The organism is Oscillibacter sp. ER4 (genome assembly GCF_000765235.1).
In the GTDB taxonomy this organism is placed as follows: domain Bacteria; phylum Bacillota; class Clostridia; order Oscillospirales; family Oscillospiraceae; genus Hominicoprocola; species Hominicoprocola fusiformis.
Genome location: NZ_JPJG01000014.1, coordinates 43,176 through 60,440 on the forward strand (window position 1 = coordinate 43,176; position 17,265 = coordinate 60,440).

At 59.7% G+C, this 17,265-nt stretch carries 18 protein-coding genes; 7 read left to right on the forward strand and 11 right to left on the reverse strand.

Features of this window, described 5'->3' with window-relative positions; genetic code table 11:
• Nucleotides 1-46 precede the first annotated feature (46 nt).
• From NI20_RS0102425 to malQ, 4 genes are all read left to right on the forward strand, one after another.
• On the forward strand, nt 47-1,372 hold the full coding sequence (locus NI20_RS0102425; RefSeq protein WP_033119853.1) for an ABC transporter substrate-binding protein: 1,326 nt from the start codon (nt 47-49) through the stop codon (nt 1,370-1,372).
• Nucleotides 1,373-1,567: 195 nt separating this feature from the next.
• A complete protein-coding gene (locus NI20_RS0102430; protein WP_177612432.1) occupies nt 1,568-2,443 on the forward strand; it encodes an ABC transporter permease subunit in 876 nt (291 codons plus the stop codon).
• A complete protein-coding gene (locus NI20_RS0102435; RefSeq protein WP_033119854.1) occupies nt 2,443-3,300 on the forward strand; it encodes a carbohydrate ABC transporter permease in 858 nt (285 codons plus the stop codon). Before NI20_RS0102430 ends, NI20_RS0102435 begins: the two co-directional genes overlap by 1 nt.
• Nucleotides 3,301-3,315: 15 nt before the next feature.
• The gene (gene malQ, locus NI20_RS0102440; RefSeq protein ID WP_255357996.1) at nt 3,316-4,827 is read left to right on the forward strand and encodes a 4-alpha-glucanotransferase; all 1,512 of its coding nucleotides are present in this window, start codon (nt 3,316-3,318) and stop codon (nt 4,825-4,827) included.
• A 138-nt stretch (nt 4,828-4,965) separates the two neighbouring features.
• On the opposite strand, the gene NI20_RS0102445 is transcribed toward malQ, so the two are convergent.
• The 7 genes from NI20_RS0102445 to moaA form a co-directional block, all read right to left on the reverse strand.
• Nucleotides 4,966-5,994 (reverse strand): sulfate/molybdate ABC transporter ATP-binding protein, encoded by a 1,029-nt coding sequence (locus NI20_RS0102445; protein ID WP_033119855.1) that lies wholly within the window; start codon nt 5,992-5,994, stop codon nt 4,966-4,968.
• Entirely contained in the window at nt 5,991-6,683 is a 693-nt protein-coding gene (gene modB / locus NI20_RS0102450; protein ID WP_033119856.1) for a molybdate ABC transporter permease subunit, read from the reverse strand. The genes NI20_RS0102445 and modB overlap by 4 nt, the downstream gene beginning before the upstream one ends.
• 407 nt (nt 6,684-7,090) lie before the next feature.
• Nucleotides 7,091-7,942 carry a molybdate ABC transporter substrate-binding protein gene (gene modA / locus NI20_RS0102455; RefSeq protein ID WP_033119857.1) on the reverse strand — a complete coding sequence of 284 codons (852 nt, stop codon included), beginning with the start codon at nt 7,940-7,942 and terminating at the stop codon, nt 7,091-7,093.
• A gap of 612 nt (nt 7,943-8,554) precedes the next feature.
• Nucleotides 8,555-9,574: a molybdopterin-binding protein gene (locus tag NI20_RS0102460; RefSeq protein ID WP_033119858.1), complete on the reverse strand. Its 1,020-nt coding sequence runs from the start codon at nt 9,572-9,574 to the stop codon at nt 8,555-8,557.
• Nucleotides 9,571-10,008 (reverse strand): MOSC domain-containing protein, encoded by a 438-nt coding sequence (locus tag NI20_RS0102465; protein WP_033119859.1) that lies wholly within the window; start codon nt 10,006-10,008, stop codon nt 9,571-9,573. The genes NI20_RS0102460 and NI20_RS0102465 overlap by 4 nt, the downstream gene beginning before the upstream one ends.
• A 4-nt stretch (nt 10,009-10,012) precedes the next feature.
• Complete coding sequence (gene moaC / locus NI20_RS0102470) at nt 10,013-10,483, reverse strand: cyclic pyranopterin monophosphate synthase MoaC (RefSeq protein ID WP_033119860.1); 471 nt, start codon at nt 10,481-10,483, stop codon at nt 10,013-10,015.
• A gap of 2 nt (nt 10,484-10,485) precedes the next feature.
• Entirely contained in the window at nt 10,486-11,427 is a 942-nt protein-coding gene (gene moaA / locus NI20_RS0102475) for a GTP 3',8-cyclase MoaA (RefSeq protein WP_033119861.1), read from the reverse strand.
• A 174-nt stretch (nt 11,428-11,601) separates the two neighbouring features.
• On the opposite strand from moaA, the gene NI20_RS0102480 reads away from it, so the two are divergent.
• The 3 genes from NI20_RS0102480 to NI20_RS0102490 all read left to right on the forward strand — a co-directional run bounded on the left by NI20_RS0102480 (nt 11,602) and on the right by NI20_RS0102490 (nt 14,635).
• A complete protein-coding gene (locus tag NI20_RS0102480; protein WP_052084373.1) occupies nt 11,602-12,369 on the forward strand; it encodes an IclR family transcriptional regulator in 768 nt (255 codons plus the stop codon).
• A gap of 94 nt (nt 12,370-12,463) precedes the next feature.
• Entirely contained in the window at nt 12,464-13,807 is a 1,344-nt protein-coding gene (locus NI20_RS0102485) for an MATE family efflux transporter (protein WP_033119862.1), read from the forward strand.
• On the forward strand, nt 13,808-14,635 hold the full coding sequence (locus NI20_RS0102490) for a MerR family transcriptional regulator (RefSeq protein ID WP_033119863.1): 828 nt from the start codon (nt 13,808-13,810) through the stop codon (nt 14,633-14,635).
• A 47-nt stretch (nt 14,636-14,682) separates the two neighbouring features.
• Here NI20_RS0102490 and NI20_RS0102495 read toward each other — a convergent pair whose 3' ends face one another.
• From NI20_RS0102495 to NI20_RS0102510, 4 genes are all read right to left on the reverse strand, one after another.
• Nucleotides 14,683-15,162, reverse strand: coding sequence for a molybdenum cofactor biosynthesis protein B (locus tag NI20_RS0102495; RefSeq protein WP_033119864.1), 480 nt, complete (start codon nt 15,160-15,162; stop codon nt 14,683-14,685).
• A 16-nt stretch (nt 15,163-15,178) separates the two neighbouring features.
• Nucleotides 15,179-16,066 carry a 4Fe-4S cluster-binding domain-containing protein gene (locus NI20_RS0102500; protein WP_033119865.1) on the reverse strand — a complete coding sequence of 296 codons (888 nt, stop codon included), beginning with the start codon at nt 16,064-16,066 and terminating at the stop codon, nt 15,179-15,181.
• Between the two features lie 90 nt (nt 16,067-16,156).
• Nucleotides 16,157-16,711 (reverse strand): DUF5662 family protein, encoded by a 555-nt coding sequence (locus NI20_RS0102505; protein WP_033119866.1) that lies wholly within the window; start codon nt 16,709-16,711, stop codon nt 16,157-16,159.
• 348 nt (nt 16,712-17,059) lie between these two features.
• A complete protein-coding gene (locus NI20_RS0102510) occupies nt 17,060-17,257 on the reverse strand; it encodes an alpha/beta-type small acid-soluble spore protein (protein ID WP_033119867.1) in 198 nt (65 codons plus the stop codon).
• Between the last annotated feature and the right edge of the window lie 8 nt (nt 17,258-17,265).

The window sequence follows — 17,265 nt, forward strand, 5'->3', positions numbered from 1 at the left end:
CCGCGGGAACCGCGTGAAAATAAATTTGAAAAGGAGTATTGATGAAATGAAAAAGTATCTTGCAATGATCCTTGCTCTTGTCATGGCGCTTTCTCTCGTCGCCTGCGGCGATAAGAAGGATGACTCCGCTGACAACAGCGACGGCGATACCGCCTCCGGCCGCGTCTACTGGCTGAACTTCAAGCCCGAAGCCGACGAGACCCTGCAGAAGGTCGCCGCCATGTACACCGAGAAGACCGGCGTGCCCGTCACCGTCGTGACCGCCGCTTCCGGCACCTACAACGAGACCCTGACTGCCGAGATGGACAAGTCCGCTCCCCCGACGCTGTTCGTCGTGGGCAACCAGGCCGCTGTCGGCACCTGGGGCGACTACTGCTATGACCTGAGCGGCACCGCCGTTGCCAACGAGCTCAACACCGACGCCTACAACCTCTATGACGCCGACGGCAAGCTCTGCTCCATCGGCTACTGCTATGAGTGCTACGGCATCATCGTCAACGAAGATCTGCTCGAAAAGGCCGGCTACACGCTTGGCGACATCACGAACTTTGAGACTCTCAAGGCCGTCGCTGAGGACATCCACGCTCGTGCTTCCGAGCTCGGCTTCGACGCCTTCACCTCCTCTTCCATGAGCGACGATTCCAGCTGGCGCTTCACCGGCCACCTCGCGAACCTCGAGTATTACTACGAGTCCGTGGACGATCCCGACGCCTGGAAGGAATGCCCGTCTTCCATCAAGGGTACCTACATGCAGAACTACAAGAACCTGTGGGATCTGTACATCAACAACAGCGCCGTGAATCCTGCTGATCTCGCTGCCGGCGGCTTTGACGCGGCGGATGAGTTCGGCAAGGAGCAGGCCGTGTTCTATCAGAACGGCTCCTGGGAGTGGGCCAAGCTCACCGGTACCGGCGACGGTCAGTACGGTCTTGACAACCTGTCCATGATCCCGTTCTACTGCGGTGTTGCGGGCGAAGAGAACGCGGGTCTCAACTGCGGCACCGAGAACTGCTGGGCTGTCAACGCCAAGGCTTCCGAGGAAGACATTCAGGCCACGCTCGAATTCATGAACTGGATGGTCACCGATCCCGAGGTCTCCCGTATGCTGGTCGATGAATTCGCCGCCATGCCCTATAAGCAGGCTGCCGAATCCACCAACGGCTTCCTCGCCGACGCCAACGACTACACCACCAACGGCAACTACATCATGCCCTGGGTCACCAACTTCCAGCCGAACGTTGATGCTTACCGCGCTGCGCTCGTCTCCGCGATGAACCAGTACGACGCCGACCAGAGCGATGCCAACTGGGAGCTCGTCAAGACCGCGTTTGTCGACGGCTGGGCCACGCAGTACGCTGCCGCCAACGGCTAAGCCGCTTTTAAAAAAGCAAGCGCATCTGAAAAGCACAAATGAGAGGGGCGGGCGATTTCGCCCGTCCCTCCCTGCATATCACGGCGAGCGCCGCATGAAGCGCCCGCCGTGCAGAAACAAAAGCAATATTCTATCTTTGGCTGGGAGTTGATCGAATTGAAACATAAGCACAGCAACGCTGCGGTCAACAGCTCGATGATCCGCCGCCCGATCCGCCGCTGGTTCCCGCTCTTTATGGGGCCGATGGTCTGCGCGTTCATCATCGGCTTTGTCTATCCGTTCTGCAAGGGCATCTATCTCTCCTTCTGCAAATTCAAGGTCACGAGCGACGCGCATTTTGTCGGCCTTGAAAACTACCGCCGCGCGTTCCAGGATGCGAGCTTTGTGCATTCGTTCTGGTTCACGGCGCTGTTTGCCGTCATATCGCTCGTGCTCATCAACGTGCTGGCCTTTGCGGTGGCCTACGCGCTCACGCAGGGCATCAAGGGCAGCAACCTGTACCGCACGGTGTTCTTCATGCCGAACCTCATCGGCGGCATTGTGCTCGGCTACATTTGGTCGATGATCTTCGACGGCATCCTCTCGCGCTACGGCACGTCGATCCTGCTCAACACGAAGCTCGGCTTCTGGGGTCTCATCATCCTGATGTGCTGGCAGCAGATCGGCTACATGATGATCATTTACATCGCGGGCCTGCAGGCCGTGCCCGAGGACATGCTCGAGGCCGCGAAGATCGACGGCGCGAGCCGCTGGCAGACGCTTTGGAAAGTCACGATCCCGAATGTGATGCCCTCCATCACCATCTGCACGTTCCTCTCTCTTACGAATGGCTTCAAGCTCTTCGACCAGAACCTCGCCCTCACGGGCGGCCAGCCCTATACCATCCTGTCCGACGGCAGCTCGATCAAGACGACCGAAATGCTCGCGCTGAACATTCTCAACACGTTCTACGGGCAGAATGCCAACTCGCGCGGCACCGCGCAGGCCAAGGCCGTGCTGTTCTTCATCCTCGTCGCGACCATCGGTCTTCTCCAGCTCAGTGCCAACCGCAAAAAGGAGGTGCAGCAGTAATGAACAAGCACTCTCTTTCCGCAGAAGCCCGCCGCAAGACGATCCTCTCCATCGTGCTCGGCGTCATCTGCGTCATCTATGTGCTGCCGGTCCTCACGGTGGTCATCAACTCCTTCAAGCTCAACACCTATGTCAAGACCGACACGTTCGCCCTCCCGAACGCGGAGAGCTTTGCCGGCTGGGCGAACTTCATCAAGGGCCTGACGTTCGGCAACTACCCGTTCTTAAAATCCGCCGGCTACAGCTTATTTATCACCATCGTCTCGACCGCGCTGATTTTGCTCTGCACGTCGATGGCCGCGTGGTACATCGCGCGTGTGGACAGCAAATTCTGCCGCATGGTCTATTATCTCTGCGTCTTTTCGATGGTCGTGCCGTTCCAGATGGTGATGTTCACACTGTCGAAGACGGCCGATACCCTCAAGCTCAATACCCCCTGGACCATCCCCATCATCTACCTCGGCTTTGGCGCGGGGCTTGCGATTTTCATGTTCGTCGGCTTTGTCAAATCCATCCCGCTTGAAATTGAGGAGGCGGCCGCCATCGACGGCTGCGGCCCGCTGCGCACGTACTTCTCCGTCGTGCTGCCGATGCTGCGGCCCACGATGATCTCTGTCGGCATTCTCGAGATTATGTGGGTGTGGAACGACTATCTGCTGCCCTATCTCGTGCTCGACCGCACGAAGTACTTGACCATCCCCATCCACATCCAGTACCTCAAGGGCAGCTACGGCACCGTCGACCTCGGCGCGACGATGGCGCTGATCCTGCTGAGCATCATCCCTGTCATCGTGTTCTACCTGCTGTGCCAGAAGTACATCATCAAGGGCGTGGCCGCAGGCGCGGTAAAGGGTTAACGCCTTTCATCCTTCATTTTCCAGAAAGAAGTGGTTCCATTGATCGAACGTTCCTCCGGCATTCTGATGCCGATCTCGTCCCTTCCCTCGCCCCACGGCATCGGCACGATGGGCAAGGCCGCCTATGACTTTGCCGACTTTCTCGCCGCCGCGGGGCAGAAATACTGGCAGCTCTTGCCGCTCGGCCCGACGAGCTACGGCGACTCGCCGTATCAGAGCTTTTCGTCCTTTGCGGGTAACCCGTATTTCATCGACTTGGACTTGCTCGTCAAAGATAAGCTTCTGACGCGCGCGGAGGTCAACGCCTGCGACTGGGGCGACGATCCCCGCTATGTCGACTACGGCAAAATCTACGCGAGCCGCTTCACGCTGCTCGAAAAGGCCAAGACGCGCGGCTTTACGCGCGACCGCGAGGCCGTCGCGGCATTTGAGCGCGAAAATGAGCGCTGGCTGCCGAACTACGCCCTCTTCATGGCGCTCAAGCGCCACTTCGGCATGAAGTCTTGGACGGAATGGGACGACGAGGACATCCGCTGCCGCACAAGCAGCGAGGTCATCGAGCGCTACCGCGCCGAGCTGCGCGAGGATGTGGAGCTTTTCACTTACATTCAGTTTCTCTTCTTCCGCCAGTGGGAGGCACTCAAGGCGTACATCCACTCGCTCGGCATCCGCATCATCGGCGACCTGCCCATCTATGTAGCGATGGACTCCGCCGACGTGTGGGCAGAACCCGAAATGTTCCAGCTCGACGAGCACAACGTGCCCACCGAGGTCTCCGGCGTCCCGCCTGACTGCTTCAGCGAGGACGGGCAGCTCTGGGGCAACCCGCTCTACAACTACGAGGCCATGGCGAAGGACGGCTTCGGCTGGTGGATCCGCCGCATCGGCGGCGCGCAGAAGCTCTACGACGTCATCCGCATCGACCATTTCCGCGGCTTCGAGAGCTACTGGGCCATTCCCTACGGCGAGACGACCGCCAAAAACGGCCGTTGGGTCAAGGGCCCCGGCATGTCGCTCGTCGGCGTGCTGACCGGCTGGTTCCGCGACCTCGATTTCATCGCCGAGGACCTCGGCTATCCCTCGCCCGAGGTCGTGCAGCTGCTCTCCGATTCCGGTCTTCCCGGCATGAAGGTCCTCGAGTTTGCGTTCGACTCGCGCGACCCGAGCGACTACCTGCCGCATAGCTGCAACTTCAACAGCATTTGCTACACCGGCACGCACGACAACGCGCCCCTCGCCCTCTGGCGCACGGAGGCGGATAAGGCGGACATCGCGTTCGCGAAGAAGTACCTCGGTCTCAATGACGAGGAGGGCTTCAACGCCGGCATCATCCGCGGCGGCATGAGCTGCCAGAGCAGGTTGTTTGTCGCACAGATGCAGGACTATCTGGGCCTTGGCAAGGGCTGCCGCATGAACACCCCCGGCACGAGCAGCGGCAACTGGCAGTGGCGCATGCTGAGCGGCGAGGCGAGCAAAAAGCTCGCAAAGTCCATCCACGAGACGACCCGCATCTACGGGCGCCTGTAATGAAAATATGGCACGGCGGTTTTGGGCATACGCCCAAAACCGCCGTGTTTCGTTATATTTTGGCAGAATATTACGAATTGTATTTATATTTTGACAGAAAAAGAGAGCTGGGCATTGCCCTGCTCTCACTTTTTTAATTCACAGGAGTAACAGTTTGCTGTAGTCCAGTGCAACGCGGACGGCTGCGCCCGCTTGCAGATCACTTTCATGTGCAACAGTGATGCGCAGCATCGGCGCGCCTTCGGCGCTGCCCTCCGGACGCAGCAAGAGGATGTTCTCTTCCACGCCGGGGATCATGCGGCAGACGGTGCAGGCCATTCCGCCGCTTTCACTCAGGGTAACGGCATTGTCCGGAATGCCAAGCATTGTAAAGGGCTTTTCCGTGACGGCAAGCGGCAGTGCCACGTTCCACTCGGGCAGGTAGACTTTGCCGTCTTTCGCCTCGGCGGCGAAGAAGTTCTTGCAGCCCGCGAGGCGCGCCGCGCTGACGCTGCCCGGGTGGCGGATCATTTCGTCCATCGGCGTGACCTCGCTGGTCCGTCCGTTTTCCATCACACAAACGCTGCGGCAGTTGCGGTAACACTCGTCGCGGTCGTGGCTGACCCAGAGGATGGGGCCGTTGAACGTCGCGAGCAGGTCGGCAAGCTCGATCTCAAGATTCCACTTTAAGTAGCTGTCCAGCGCGGAGAACGGCTCGTCGAGCAAAATCGCCTCCGGCTCAGAACACAAAATGCGCGCGAGCGCCACGCGCTGCTGCTGACCGCCGGAGAGCTGCGCGGGGTGCTTTTTCTCAAGGCCCTCAAGGCGGAACATGCGAATTTTTTCCGCCAGCACGCGCCGCTTTTCCGCCTTATCTCCGCTGCGGATGCCGCAGAGGATATTCTGCTCCACGCTCATGTTCGGGAACAGCGCGTACTGCTGGAAAAGATACCCGACCTTGCGCTGCTGCGGCGGCAGGTTGATCTTCTTTTCGCTGTCAAAGAGCACGCGGTCGCCGAGCACAATTCGCCCGCGGTCGGGCGTCACGATGCCCGCGATGCACTTTAGCGTCATGCTCTTGCCGCAGCCCGAGGCGCCGAGCAGCGCTATCGTCTCGTCCGGCGCTTCAAACTGTGAGCGCAGATGAAACACGCCAAGCTTTTTTTCAATATCGACGAACAAACTCATTTTCTCGCCCTCCTCGCCTTGCTCGCATCCGTGAGGAAGTCACGCCGCTCGAGCATATTGACCGCCAGCAGCACGACGGCGGAGATCGCAATATTGACCAAGACCCACTTCATCGCGAGCGCGTCGTTGTTCGTCTGCCAGAGCTGATAGACCGTGGTGGAGATCGTCGCGGTCTTGCCGGGCGTATAGCCCGCGATCATGCTCGTCGCGCCGTATTCGCCGAGCGCGCGTGCAAAGGCCAGCACCGTGCCGGCCAGCACGCCCTGACGGCAGTACGGCATGCGGATCCGCCAGAAAATGTAGGTATTCGACAGGCCCAGCGTCTGCCCCGAATAGGCCAGCGTCTCGTCAAAAGACTCGAACGCGCCGCGCACCGTGCGGTACATCAGCGGGAAGATGACGACCACCGTGGCAAAGATGGCCGACCACCAGGTCATGACCATCTTGACGCCGAACGTTTCGAGCACCCACGCGCCGATGACGCGCTTGGGGCCGAACACGCGCAGCAGCAGATAGCCCACGACCGTCGGCGGCAGCACGAGCGGCAGCGTCAGAAGCACATCGAGCACACCTTTGACCAGGCGCGGAAGCTTTGCGATATAATAGGCGGCAAAAATGCCGACAAAGAAAATAACGACCGTGGAGATCGCCGCAATGCGCAGCGAGTTCCATAAGGGGTACCAATCCATAAGTGACCTCCGATTTTCTGGAGTTTGGGAGATTCAGGCGATCTCCACGCCGCCGCAAATGCGGCGAAAAAAGTTTGCCACAAGACAAGCGGGTTTTCCGCCAGTGGCGGCGGAAAGTTCGTGCCGCATCCTGCGGCAGGAAACGGGACAAAAGGGGATATCTCTTCCGAAAGAGATATCCCCTTTTGGAATCCCCAGAGAAGCGCAAGGGGCGCTGCCCCTTGACCTCTCGTACTGCAAGGGTCAAACTACATCGATGGAACGATATGTAAGCGTTTTACTTCTGAACGACTTGACGTTCTTCTATTTCCGTTGCGCAGCCGTTGGCAGCTTGCTGCCTTACGGACGCGGCATACTCTCTACGAGTACTCGTCGCTCCTGCAATAGTGTTACGAGACTATTTGCAATTAGTTAGCGGCGCTGAAGCCGACGCTCTCGAACACGGACATGGCGTCAGCGGCCTGGAGGTAGTCGAGGAAGGCCTGGGCGGCTTCTTCCTTCTCGCCCTTCAGGACGGCGGCGGGATAGATGACCTGGCCGCACATCTCGGCGGTGGCGCTGTCGACGACCGTGAGGCTGGCGGAGTAAGCGTCGGTGGCGTAGATGATGCCGCAGTCAGCGCTGGCCTCGCTCACCTGAGTGGTAACTTCCTTGACGTTGTTGCCGTAGGTCAGAGAGTCGGCGAGAGCCGCTTCGTCAAGGCCATAGTAGGCGAAGATCTTCTGGGTGTACTGGCCGACGGGCACGTCGCTGTTGCCGATGGCGAGCATAACGTCGCCGCTCTTGAGGAGCTCAGCGAGCTGGTCGAAGCTCTCGATGTCCTTGGGGTTGCCCTCGGGAACGGCGAGCGTGACCTTGTTCTCGAGCAGGTTGATGCGGCTGTCGGTCACGATGAGGTCAAGACCGTCGGGGTTCTTGTCATTGTCGTCAATGAGGCTGCCGTCCATGGCGTTCATCTGCTTGGGGGCGGCGGAGATGAACAGGTCGCAGTCAGCACCCTCGCTGATCTGGGTGAGGAGCTTGCCCGAGGAGTCAAAGTTGTAGGTGATGTTGACGTTGGGGGCAACTTCCTTGTACATCTCGGCGATCTCCGTCAGAGTTTCGGTCATGGAGGCGGCGGTGAAGACGACGAGATCAACGCTCTCGGCGTTCGCATCGCCTTGGGTGTCGTCGGTGGTTGTGTCGTCAGTCTTGCTGCCGCAGGCGGCCAGAGAGAACACGAGCGCAAGCGCAAGGAGCAGAGACAAAAGCTTTTTCATGTTTGGATACTTCCTTACAAATTTTTTCTTTTTCGCGCATTCATTGAAAAGCGCGGCGATACAGGAACGGGCAAGAACACGCCGCACGCAATTTATTTCCAATCCCCAGCGAGGAACTTGGACAAAATCACTTCGCTATCCTCAAAATAGATAACGCACCCCCAACATTTCGCGCCCGCAGGCGCGAAGCGTTAAAGTTGTCAAAAAGTACCGACTCATTCGGTTCAAAAATCTATCAGTCCTGCCCCCCCTAACTCCGCGCTCCTTGGGCGCGAAACAAGCGTCGCAGACTTTTCCCCGCAAGGGGGATGCGGCATCCGTAAAGCGGCAAAGCCGCTAACGGCTGCCCAAGCCGTCCGCAGACGGCAAATAATCTTGATCCGTTTTTTGCCGCGGTCACCGTCGCGGCATTACGATTCCTGCGCCCGTTGGACGTGCCAATCGTGCCGCTTCCTCGAAACTGGCTCACTTCATCCGCCGCTGGCGGCGCTTCGCCAATTTCCATGCGCGTGGCAAAAAACACCTCTCAGCCTGCAAGTGTGCGAGCGCAAGCGAGTGCGCGCAGCAGGCTGTACCCCCTCAAAACGATGGCTCCGCCATCGTTTTAAAGTTTTATTTTCCAAACGGGCAGATCGGATAGTGGCACGGCTTGCACCCAAGGCACAGCCCGCCCTCACCGAGCGCCGCGATATCCGCGCGCGTCACGGGCACGTCCGCCGCGATCTTCGGCAGCATCAGATCAAAGACCGTCGCGCCCGCGTACATCACGCAGCCGGGCAGGCCCATGACGGGCATACCGTCGTCAAAATAGCCGAGCAGGAACATAGCCCCCGGCAGGACCGGCGCGCCGTAGGCGATGATATTCGCGCCCGCGGCCTTGATGCCGCCCGGCGTGTTGTCGTCGGGGTCGACGCTCATGCCGCCGGTACAGAGGATCATGTCGGGCTTCTTTTCGCGCATCGCGAGCACCGCGTCGCGCACATTCTCCACCCCGTCGCCGGAGTAGACGACCTCGAGCGTTTCGATTCCGTAGGTCTTGAGCTTGTCGATGACGACCGGCGTGAACGTATCCTTGATGAGGCCCTTTTTGACCTCGCCGCCGGTGGCCACAATGCAGGCGGTCTTACGAACATAGGGCTTGAGAGACAGCAGCGGCTTATCGCCCGCGGCCTGCTCGGCCTTTTGGAGCTTTTCTTCCTCGATGATCAGCGGAATGACGCGCATGCCCGCAAGCTTGTCGCCCTCGCGCACGGCGGTGCCGCCCTTGCGCGTGGCGATCATCACCTCGTCCTGGCTATTCACGGCGACAAGGCGCGCGGAATCGACCAGAAACACGCCGTCACAGGCGGCCTTGAGCTCGATCTTGCCCTCTTTCACGCCGCTGCGGATCATATTCTCCTGCCCGCAGAGGGCCAGAAGCCGCTCCGCCGCGTCGTTTTCGTGCACCATGCCGGGCGTCATCTCCCAGACGTAGAGGTGCTCCTTGCCCATGCTGAGCAGCACGGGGATGTCCTCCTCCGTCACGACATGGCCCTTGCGGAAGCGCGCGTCCTTATACTGGTCCTTGATGATCTGCGTCATGTCGTGGCAGAGCACATGGCCCACCGCGTCCTCGGTTTTGATAAGTCTCATTTCTTCAGCACCTCGATCTCGTCTCCAGCCTGAATGCGGCCCTCTTTGATCACAATGGCAAAGATGCCTTCGGTCGGCATCACGCATTTGCCCGTCGTGCGCTTGATCTCGCAGTCGTTGTGGCACTGCTTGCCGATCTGCGTGACCTCAAGCTCCGTCTCGCCCACGCGCAGGCGCGTGCCGACGGGGAGCGTCTTGAGCTCGATGCCTCGGGTGTTGATGTTTTCGGCAAAGATGCCCGCATCCAGCTCAAGCGGGCAAATAGCGCGCATCGTGTCCACGCTCTCGTCGGCCAGCAGGCTGATCTGGCGGTGCCAGTCACCCGCGTGGGCGTCGCCCACAATGCCGTGGCGGTATTTTACGTCGATATAGGGCACCTCGTGCTTGCGCACGCCCTTTTTTTCGCTGATGTTCACAGCGGTCACCCGTGCCATTTCTTCATTCCTCCGCTTCATAAACGCCGCTCTTGCCGCCCTCTTTATAGAGAAGGTGGATGCCGTCGATGCGCATATCGCGCTGCACGGCCTTGCACATATCGTACACCGTGAGCGCGGCGACGCTGACGGCTGTCAGCGCTTCCATTTCAACGCCCGTTTCGCCGTGGCAGCGGACCTCGCTGCGGATGTGCAGGGCGGTTTCTTCGATTTCAAATGAGATGTCCACCTTCGTGAGCAGCAGCGGGTGGCACATCGGGATCAGTTCACTGTTTTTCTTCGCGGCCATGATGCCCGCGACCTGCGCGACCGCCAGCACATCGCCCTTGCCGATGGAGCCCTCTTTGATCTTGTCCATCGTCGTTTTCGCCATGCAGACCGTCGCGGCGGCGCGCGCCACGCGATAGGTCTGCACCTTTTCGCTCACGTCCACCATGCGGGCGCGACCCTGTTCGTTAAAATGCGTCAGTTCCATCCTCAGCCTCCGATCGCAAACATGCCGCGGTGCGTCTCCGTGACGCCAGTCTCGTCCATGTGGTGGCGCTCCGGCTTCATCAGAATGCCGCGGCGGATGGCCTGCTCCAATTCCTCACCGGACAAGCCCCGCAGCGTGATCTCTGCGTCCGAATGCAGGCACGGCTTCAATTTCCCGTCCGCCGTGATGCGGATGCGGCTGCACTCTGCGCAGAACGCATGACTCATCGGCGCGATGAGGCCGACGGTCCCCTTTGCATCCGGCAGCCGGTAGCATGCGGCCACGCCGTCGTGCGAAACGGCCTCCAACTCCGGACAGCGGTCCAAAACCGCCTGCGAGGGGAGGTATGTACCGAAATTCTTTCCGCAGCCCATCGGCATGCGCTCAATGAAGCGCACCTGCCACGGATGTTCGCGCGTTAAGTCCACAAAATCGGCGATCTCGTCGTCGTTGACGCCGCCGAGCAGCACACAGTTGAGCTTGATCTTCGCAAAGCCCGCGCGCTCCGCCGCCTTGATGCCGTCCAAGGTATCCTGCAGCGTGCCAAGGCGCGTGATGGTGCGAAAGCGCTCCTCGTTCAGCGTGTCGAGGCTGATGTTGAGGTGCGTGACGCCCGCATCGCGCAGCGGCTGGGCAACCTCCTTGAGCAGGCTGCCATTCGTCGTGACGCAGAGCTCTTCAACGCCGGGAATTTCTGATAACATGCGGCAGAAGTCCACCGCACCGCGGCGCACGAGCGGCTCGCCACCGGTGACGCGGATCTTTTTGACGCCGCACCTGACCGCCGCTGCGGCCATGTCGCGCAGCTCTTCCAAAGAACAGATGTCCTCGTGCGCGCACTTTTCAATGCCACCGTCCGGCATGCAGTAGCGGCAGCGATAATTGCAGCGGTCCGTGATGCTGATGCGCAGGTATGTAATTGATCTTGCAAAGCCGTCCAGCATCTGAAACGCCTCTTTCTTCCATGGTACAGCATGATATTTTAGCAAATATCACGCTCTTACGCAACACAGTTGTCCGATAATGTCGAACTGTATTTTTATATTATCGTAATCTTGACTTTTTCCGCAGTATTTTTTAGAATACAAGCAACGATTTTTGACCGGGAGGGCCGATTTATGACTGACGGCAACACCATCCGCTCCGTGGCGAAGGCGATGGAGCTTTTGCAGTTCCTCAGCGACGCGGGCGAGGCGATGTCGCTCACGGCCATCAGCGAGCGCGCAGGGCTGCCCAAGAGCACAGTGTTCGGCCTTTTGACCACCATGCGCGACTATGACGTCATCACACAGCACGCAGACGGCAAATACGCCCTTGGCCTGCGCCTTTTTGAATACGGCTGCCGCGCCAGCGCGTTCTGGAACATCTCGTCCCTCGCGCGGCCTTACCTCGAGCATCTGGCAGAAGCGACCGGCGCCTCCGCCATGCTCTCCACCTATGAAAACGGGCACATCGTCGCCCTCGACCAGGCCGAGGGGCGCGACAGCCTTCGCATCGTCTCCGCGCCGGGGGCGCGGCTGCCGCTGCACTGCACCTCGCAGGGCAAGATCGTCCTTGCCTGCATGAGTGAGAGCGAGGCGGCGACTCTCCTTGCCCGTGTGCCGCTCACGCCCTACACGCCCCACACGGAGACGGACGCAAACGCGCTGCTCGCATCGCTCCCCGCCTGCCGCAAGGCGGGCTTCGCCGTGGAAAACGGTGAGTATAAGATCGGTCTTCGCTCCATCTCCGCGCCGGTGTTCACCGGCGGCGGCGCGCTCAAGTACGTCGTCAGCGTACTGGGGATGTTCCGCTCCGTGCACTCGGACGAGTTCGCGCACGCCGAGCGCGCGGTCGTCGCCGCAGGGCAGATGCTTTCCGCCGCACTGGGCTATCCGGGAAAGTGAGACTTTTTTCCGCGCGGAGAAATCTACGCTTGACTCTACAATTGTTATAGAGTTTATGATGACTCCATGCTATACTGACAAGGAGTCCTTTCCGATGCAAAACGATCTCACCACCGGCAGCGTCTTTCGCAACGTTGTGTCCTTTTCGCTGCCGTATCTGCTCTCTTACTTTTTGCAGACGCTCTACGGCATGGCCGACCTCTTCATCATCAGCCAGTTTGAGGGCGTCGCCAGCACGACCGCCGTCTCCATCGGCTCGCAGGTGATGCACATGCTCACGGTCATGCTCGTCGGCCTTGCGATGGGCGCGACGGTCAGCATCGCGCAGGCCGCCGGCGGCGGCGACAAAAAGCGCACCGCCTCTGCCATCGGCAACACAGTCACGCTCTTCATGCTGCTGTCTCTTGCGCTGACGGCACTGCTGCTCGCGCTGCGCGGGGGTATCGTCTCCATCATGTCCACACCGGAGGAGGCCGTGCAGGGCACGCTCGCCTATCTCACGGTCTGCTTTATCGGTATTCCGTTCATCACGGCGTACAACATCATCGCCTCGATCTTCCGCGGCCTTGGTGACAGCAAGAGCCCCATGTACTTCATCGCCGTGGCCTGCGTCGTCAACATCGCGCTCGACTACTACTTCATGGGCACGCTGCACCTCGGCCCCGCGGGCGCGGCGCTCGGCACCACGCTCTCGCAGGCGGTGAGCGTCCTCGTCTCGCTCGCGGTCATCTTGAAGCGCAGGCTCATCTCCGTCCGCCGCGCGGACTTTCGCCCGCAGCGCACCGTCATGGGTAAGCTCCTTCAGATCGGCGTGCCCGTCGCTCTGCAGGACGGCTTTATTCAGGTCTCGTTCGTCATCATCACGATCATCGCCAACCGCCGCGGTCTGACGGACGCGGCCGCCGTCGGCATCGTCGAAAAGATCATCGGCTTCCTCTTCCTCATCCCGTCGTCGATGCTCTCGACCGTCTCGGCGCTCGGCGCGCAGAATATCGGCGCGGGCAAGCCCGAGCGCGCGCGTCTCACGCTGCGCTACGCCGCGATGATCGCCTGCTCGTTCGGCATCGCGGTCGTCATCCTCATCCAGTTTATCGCCGAGCCGCTCGTCGGCCTCTTCACGCCTGATGCCGCCGTCGCCGCCGCGGGCGGGCAATATCTGCGCGGCTACATCTGGGACAGCTTCTTTGCCGGCGTGCAGTTCAGCTTCAGCGGCTATTTCTGCGCCTGCGGCAAGTCGGGCATCTCGTTTCTGCACAATTCGCTCTCGATCCTGCTCGTGCGCGTGCCGGGGGCGTACCTTGCGTCCAAATACTTCCCGCAGACGTTGCTGCCCATGGGCCTTGCCAACGCCGCGGGGTCGCTTTTCTCCATCCTCGTCTGCGTGATCGCCTACGCCATCCTCACGCGGCGGGAAAAACGTGCGCAGGAGGCATCATAAATGGCTCTTCCCCAGCTTTTCTCCATCGGCGAAATGGCAAAAATTTTCCATCTCAGCGTGAGCAGCCTGCGCCACTACGAGGCGCTCGGCCTTGTTACGCCGGAATACGTCGACCCGTCGACGAATTACCGCTACTACAGCGTCCGCCAGTTTGAGCCGCTCAACACCATCCGGTATCTGCGCGCGATGGACATGCCGCTCACCGAGATCGCTGATTTTCTGCAAAACCGCGACGTGGAGACGATCGAAGAAAAGCTGCGCGCGCAGAAGGCCGCCGTCGTACAGAAGCAAAAGGAGCTCAAGCGCATCGAGCGCAAGCTCGACGCGCGCCTTAGCCAGCTCCAAGATGTGCGGCATGCGCCGCTCGGCGAGATCACGCTCATCCATTCGCCCGCGCTTCGCCTTTTCTGGATCGACACGGCGCTGACCGCGCCGGACTACTCCGCGCTCGAGCTCTCCACGAGCCGTCTTGCCGCCGCGCAGGCCGAAGCGCTGGTCTTCCTCGGCAAGGTCGGCTTCAGCGTATCGCAGGAGCACTTGAACGATGGCAGCTTTGGGCAGTACGACGGCGAATTTCTCGTGCTTGACGAGGCCGACCGCTTTGCGGGCGACGTCATTGATCTGCCCGCTTCGCTCTGCGCATGCGTGCGCTTCCGCGGACACCACGCCGAGTCGCCCGCGCAGTACCGCCGCTTGATGCAGTTCATCCGCGAGGAAGGCTACACCGCCGCCGGATTTTCGCGCGAGATTACAGTCATCGACTACGGCTTCACGACCGACACGGAAAAGTTCGTCACTGAAATCATGATCCCCCTGCAAAAGGTATAAAAAAAGTTCCCGCGTATAAACGTGGGAACTTTTTTTATACTTTTTACTCAATGCCCGCCGCCGGCGATCATCTTGAGGGCGTGGTCAAGCGCGCCGAGCACGGCGCTCAGGTTTTCGCGCGCAGCCTTTTCCGAGCCGGGGAGGTTCAGGATGAGGCTGTTTCTTCTCGTGCCGGCCACGGCGCGGGAAAGCATCGCGCGCGGCGTGATCTGCAAGCTGTAATAGATCATCGCCTGCGGGATCGCGGGAATTTCGCGCTCGAGCACGGCGCGCGTCGCCTCGGGCGTCACGTCACGGGGAGATAAGCCCGTGCCGCCGCTCGTGATGACAAGGCCGCAGTGCTTTTCATCCACGCAGGAGATGAGCTCTTCGCTGATCTTCTCCTGTTCGTCCGGCACGATGGACGTGTACACAACCTCGTAGCCAGCCTCCTTCAGCATCGCGGCCACAGCGGGGCCGCTCTTGTCCTCGTACACGCCCGCGGACGCGCGGTCGCTCACGGTGATGACTGCCGCCTGATAGCTCATAGCATTGCCGCCTTTCTCAAAAGTCGATCGTGCCCTCGCGCACGCGCAGATCATAGGGCTCGTAGACCACCTTGCGGTACGCGTCCACATCGAGCTTCACACCCGTCCAGTCGGAATGGATCTCGCCGGTCTGCTTGATGAGGATATCATAGAGGATATCGTAGGTCACGCCGTCGTCACCCGTCTCCACGATGGTGGAATAGGGCAACGTCTTATGGTAGGTCATGTGCAGGCCCTTGTAGTCGAAGTGGTAGCCGTTGCGCATGCGGCAGCCGTCGAGGCCCTTGTAGGTGAAGCGCTTTTTAAGGTCTGCCAAAATCTTGTCGCCCTCCTCCTGATAGAGGTTCTCGGGCGTCGTCTCGGTGTAGTCGTAGCGGAACTGCACGGGGATGTTGTACTTGCGCCAGCGCTCTGCGTAGTCCACAAGCTCGTCGGCGGGATAGTCCATGTACAGCACGCAGTTCACACGCTTGGGCGTTGCGATACGGGCGACGACCTCGTCGGGCGACTCCTCGACATACTTCGTCAGGTGGCGCGAGATGTTGATGCAGGTGATCTTGTCGCGATTGCGCTCGGTGAAGGCAATCATTTCCTCCGCGCTGCACCCGGGCTGCACGGGGAAGGTCGTGTTGATATAGACCTTGTGGGTCGTGGGGATGGCGTCGAGCATGCGCTGGAGCGCTTTTAAGTTGGCAAACGGCTCGCCGCCGGTGAAAACAAAGTCGCAGCGCGGCGTGATCTCGTCCATCACGGCGATGCTCTTGAGGATCGCCTCCACGCTGAAGCCCTCAGCATGGGCGTATTCCTGCTTGTTCACGCAAAACGGGCAGTGGTTCCGGCAATCGTAGGGTACAAAGATCGTTACCGTCGCGCCGCCCTCGCGCGTCTTGTAGGGATGAGTCATTGGTTCTTGTCCGTCCTCTGTTAAAATTCTATAATGAAAATAGTTTACTCTGAAATATGCAGGATTGCAAGCGATCTTCTGACAGTTTTCTCATTTTGTCGGACATTGCTTTTCCTCGCGCAGAAGAGCGCGCACATAGTCGAACGCCGCGTCCTCGCCCTGCTCCTTGAGTACGAGCAGCATCTTGCCGATGAGCTCGCCGGTCTCGGGATGGATGAGGATATGGCCGCGCGACTTTTCGTAGTAGTCGTAGGCCGAGGCGTCGGTATATTTGTCGCCCTGATAGACCTTGCAGGCGGCAATGCGGTCGCAGAACATTTCGGCTACATATTTGAGCGGCATTTTGCACCCGCCCATGTAGACCTTGCCGTCGTCGGCAATACAGTAGTCGATCCAGTATTCAAAGTGGTGGCGGTTGCGCCCCTTGTGGTGGAGCCACGCAAGGCTCACGCCGTTTTCGCGCCGCTCGGCGTCGTTCGGGCTGCGGTAGCCCTGATAATACTTGACGCCGCGCCAGAATTCCGAGGGGCTGTATTTGCTCAGGTCATGCGTTAACCCCTGATAGTACAGGCCGAGGCGAAAACAGTATTGCCGCACCAGATGGCGATGATGCGTGATGGTTTTAAAGTGCTCGATGGCGCGCATACGGACACCTCCCTGCGTATTCCGGCAGGCCGCCCGCCGCGGTTCGCCGCTTTCCCGCGCGCGTATGTTTCCGTTTGAAGTAATACATGCACAGTTATTGAAATTTTATATCAAATCAGCAGAAAATGCAATAAGGTATTTTTGCAAATAAATTGCGCAAAATGAGCACCAAGGGCGGCAAGTCCCCTGCCCTTTTGTCTCCTCCGCGCGGGAATGGAAAATATTCCCGCGCGGAGCGAGCGTGCCGGAAGGCTTTGCAGAATATCTTCTGTCATTTCGTCCATCACAGCAAAAAGGGCACGGCCTGTTGGCCGCGCCCTTTGTCTGCGATTTGCGAAAGAGCCTTTTTTACAGGTTCTTCTCGTAGCTCTCGATCATCTTTTTAACCATCTGGCCGCCGACAGAGCCAGCCTCGCGGGAGGTCAGATCGCCGTTGTAGCCCTGCTTGAGGTTGACGCCGACCTCGCTGGCGGCTTCCATCTTGAACTTGTTCATAGCGGCCTTGGCCTCGGGGATGTTGAGCTTGTTGCTGTTCTTGCTGGACATAATGATTT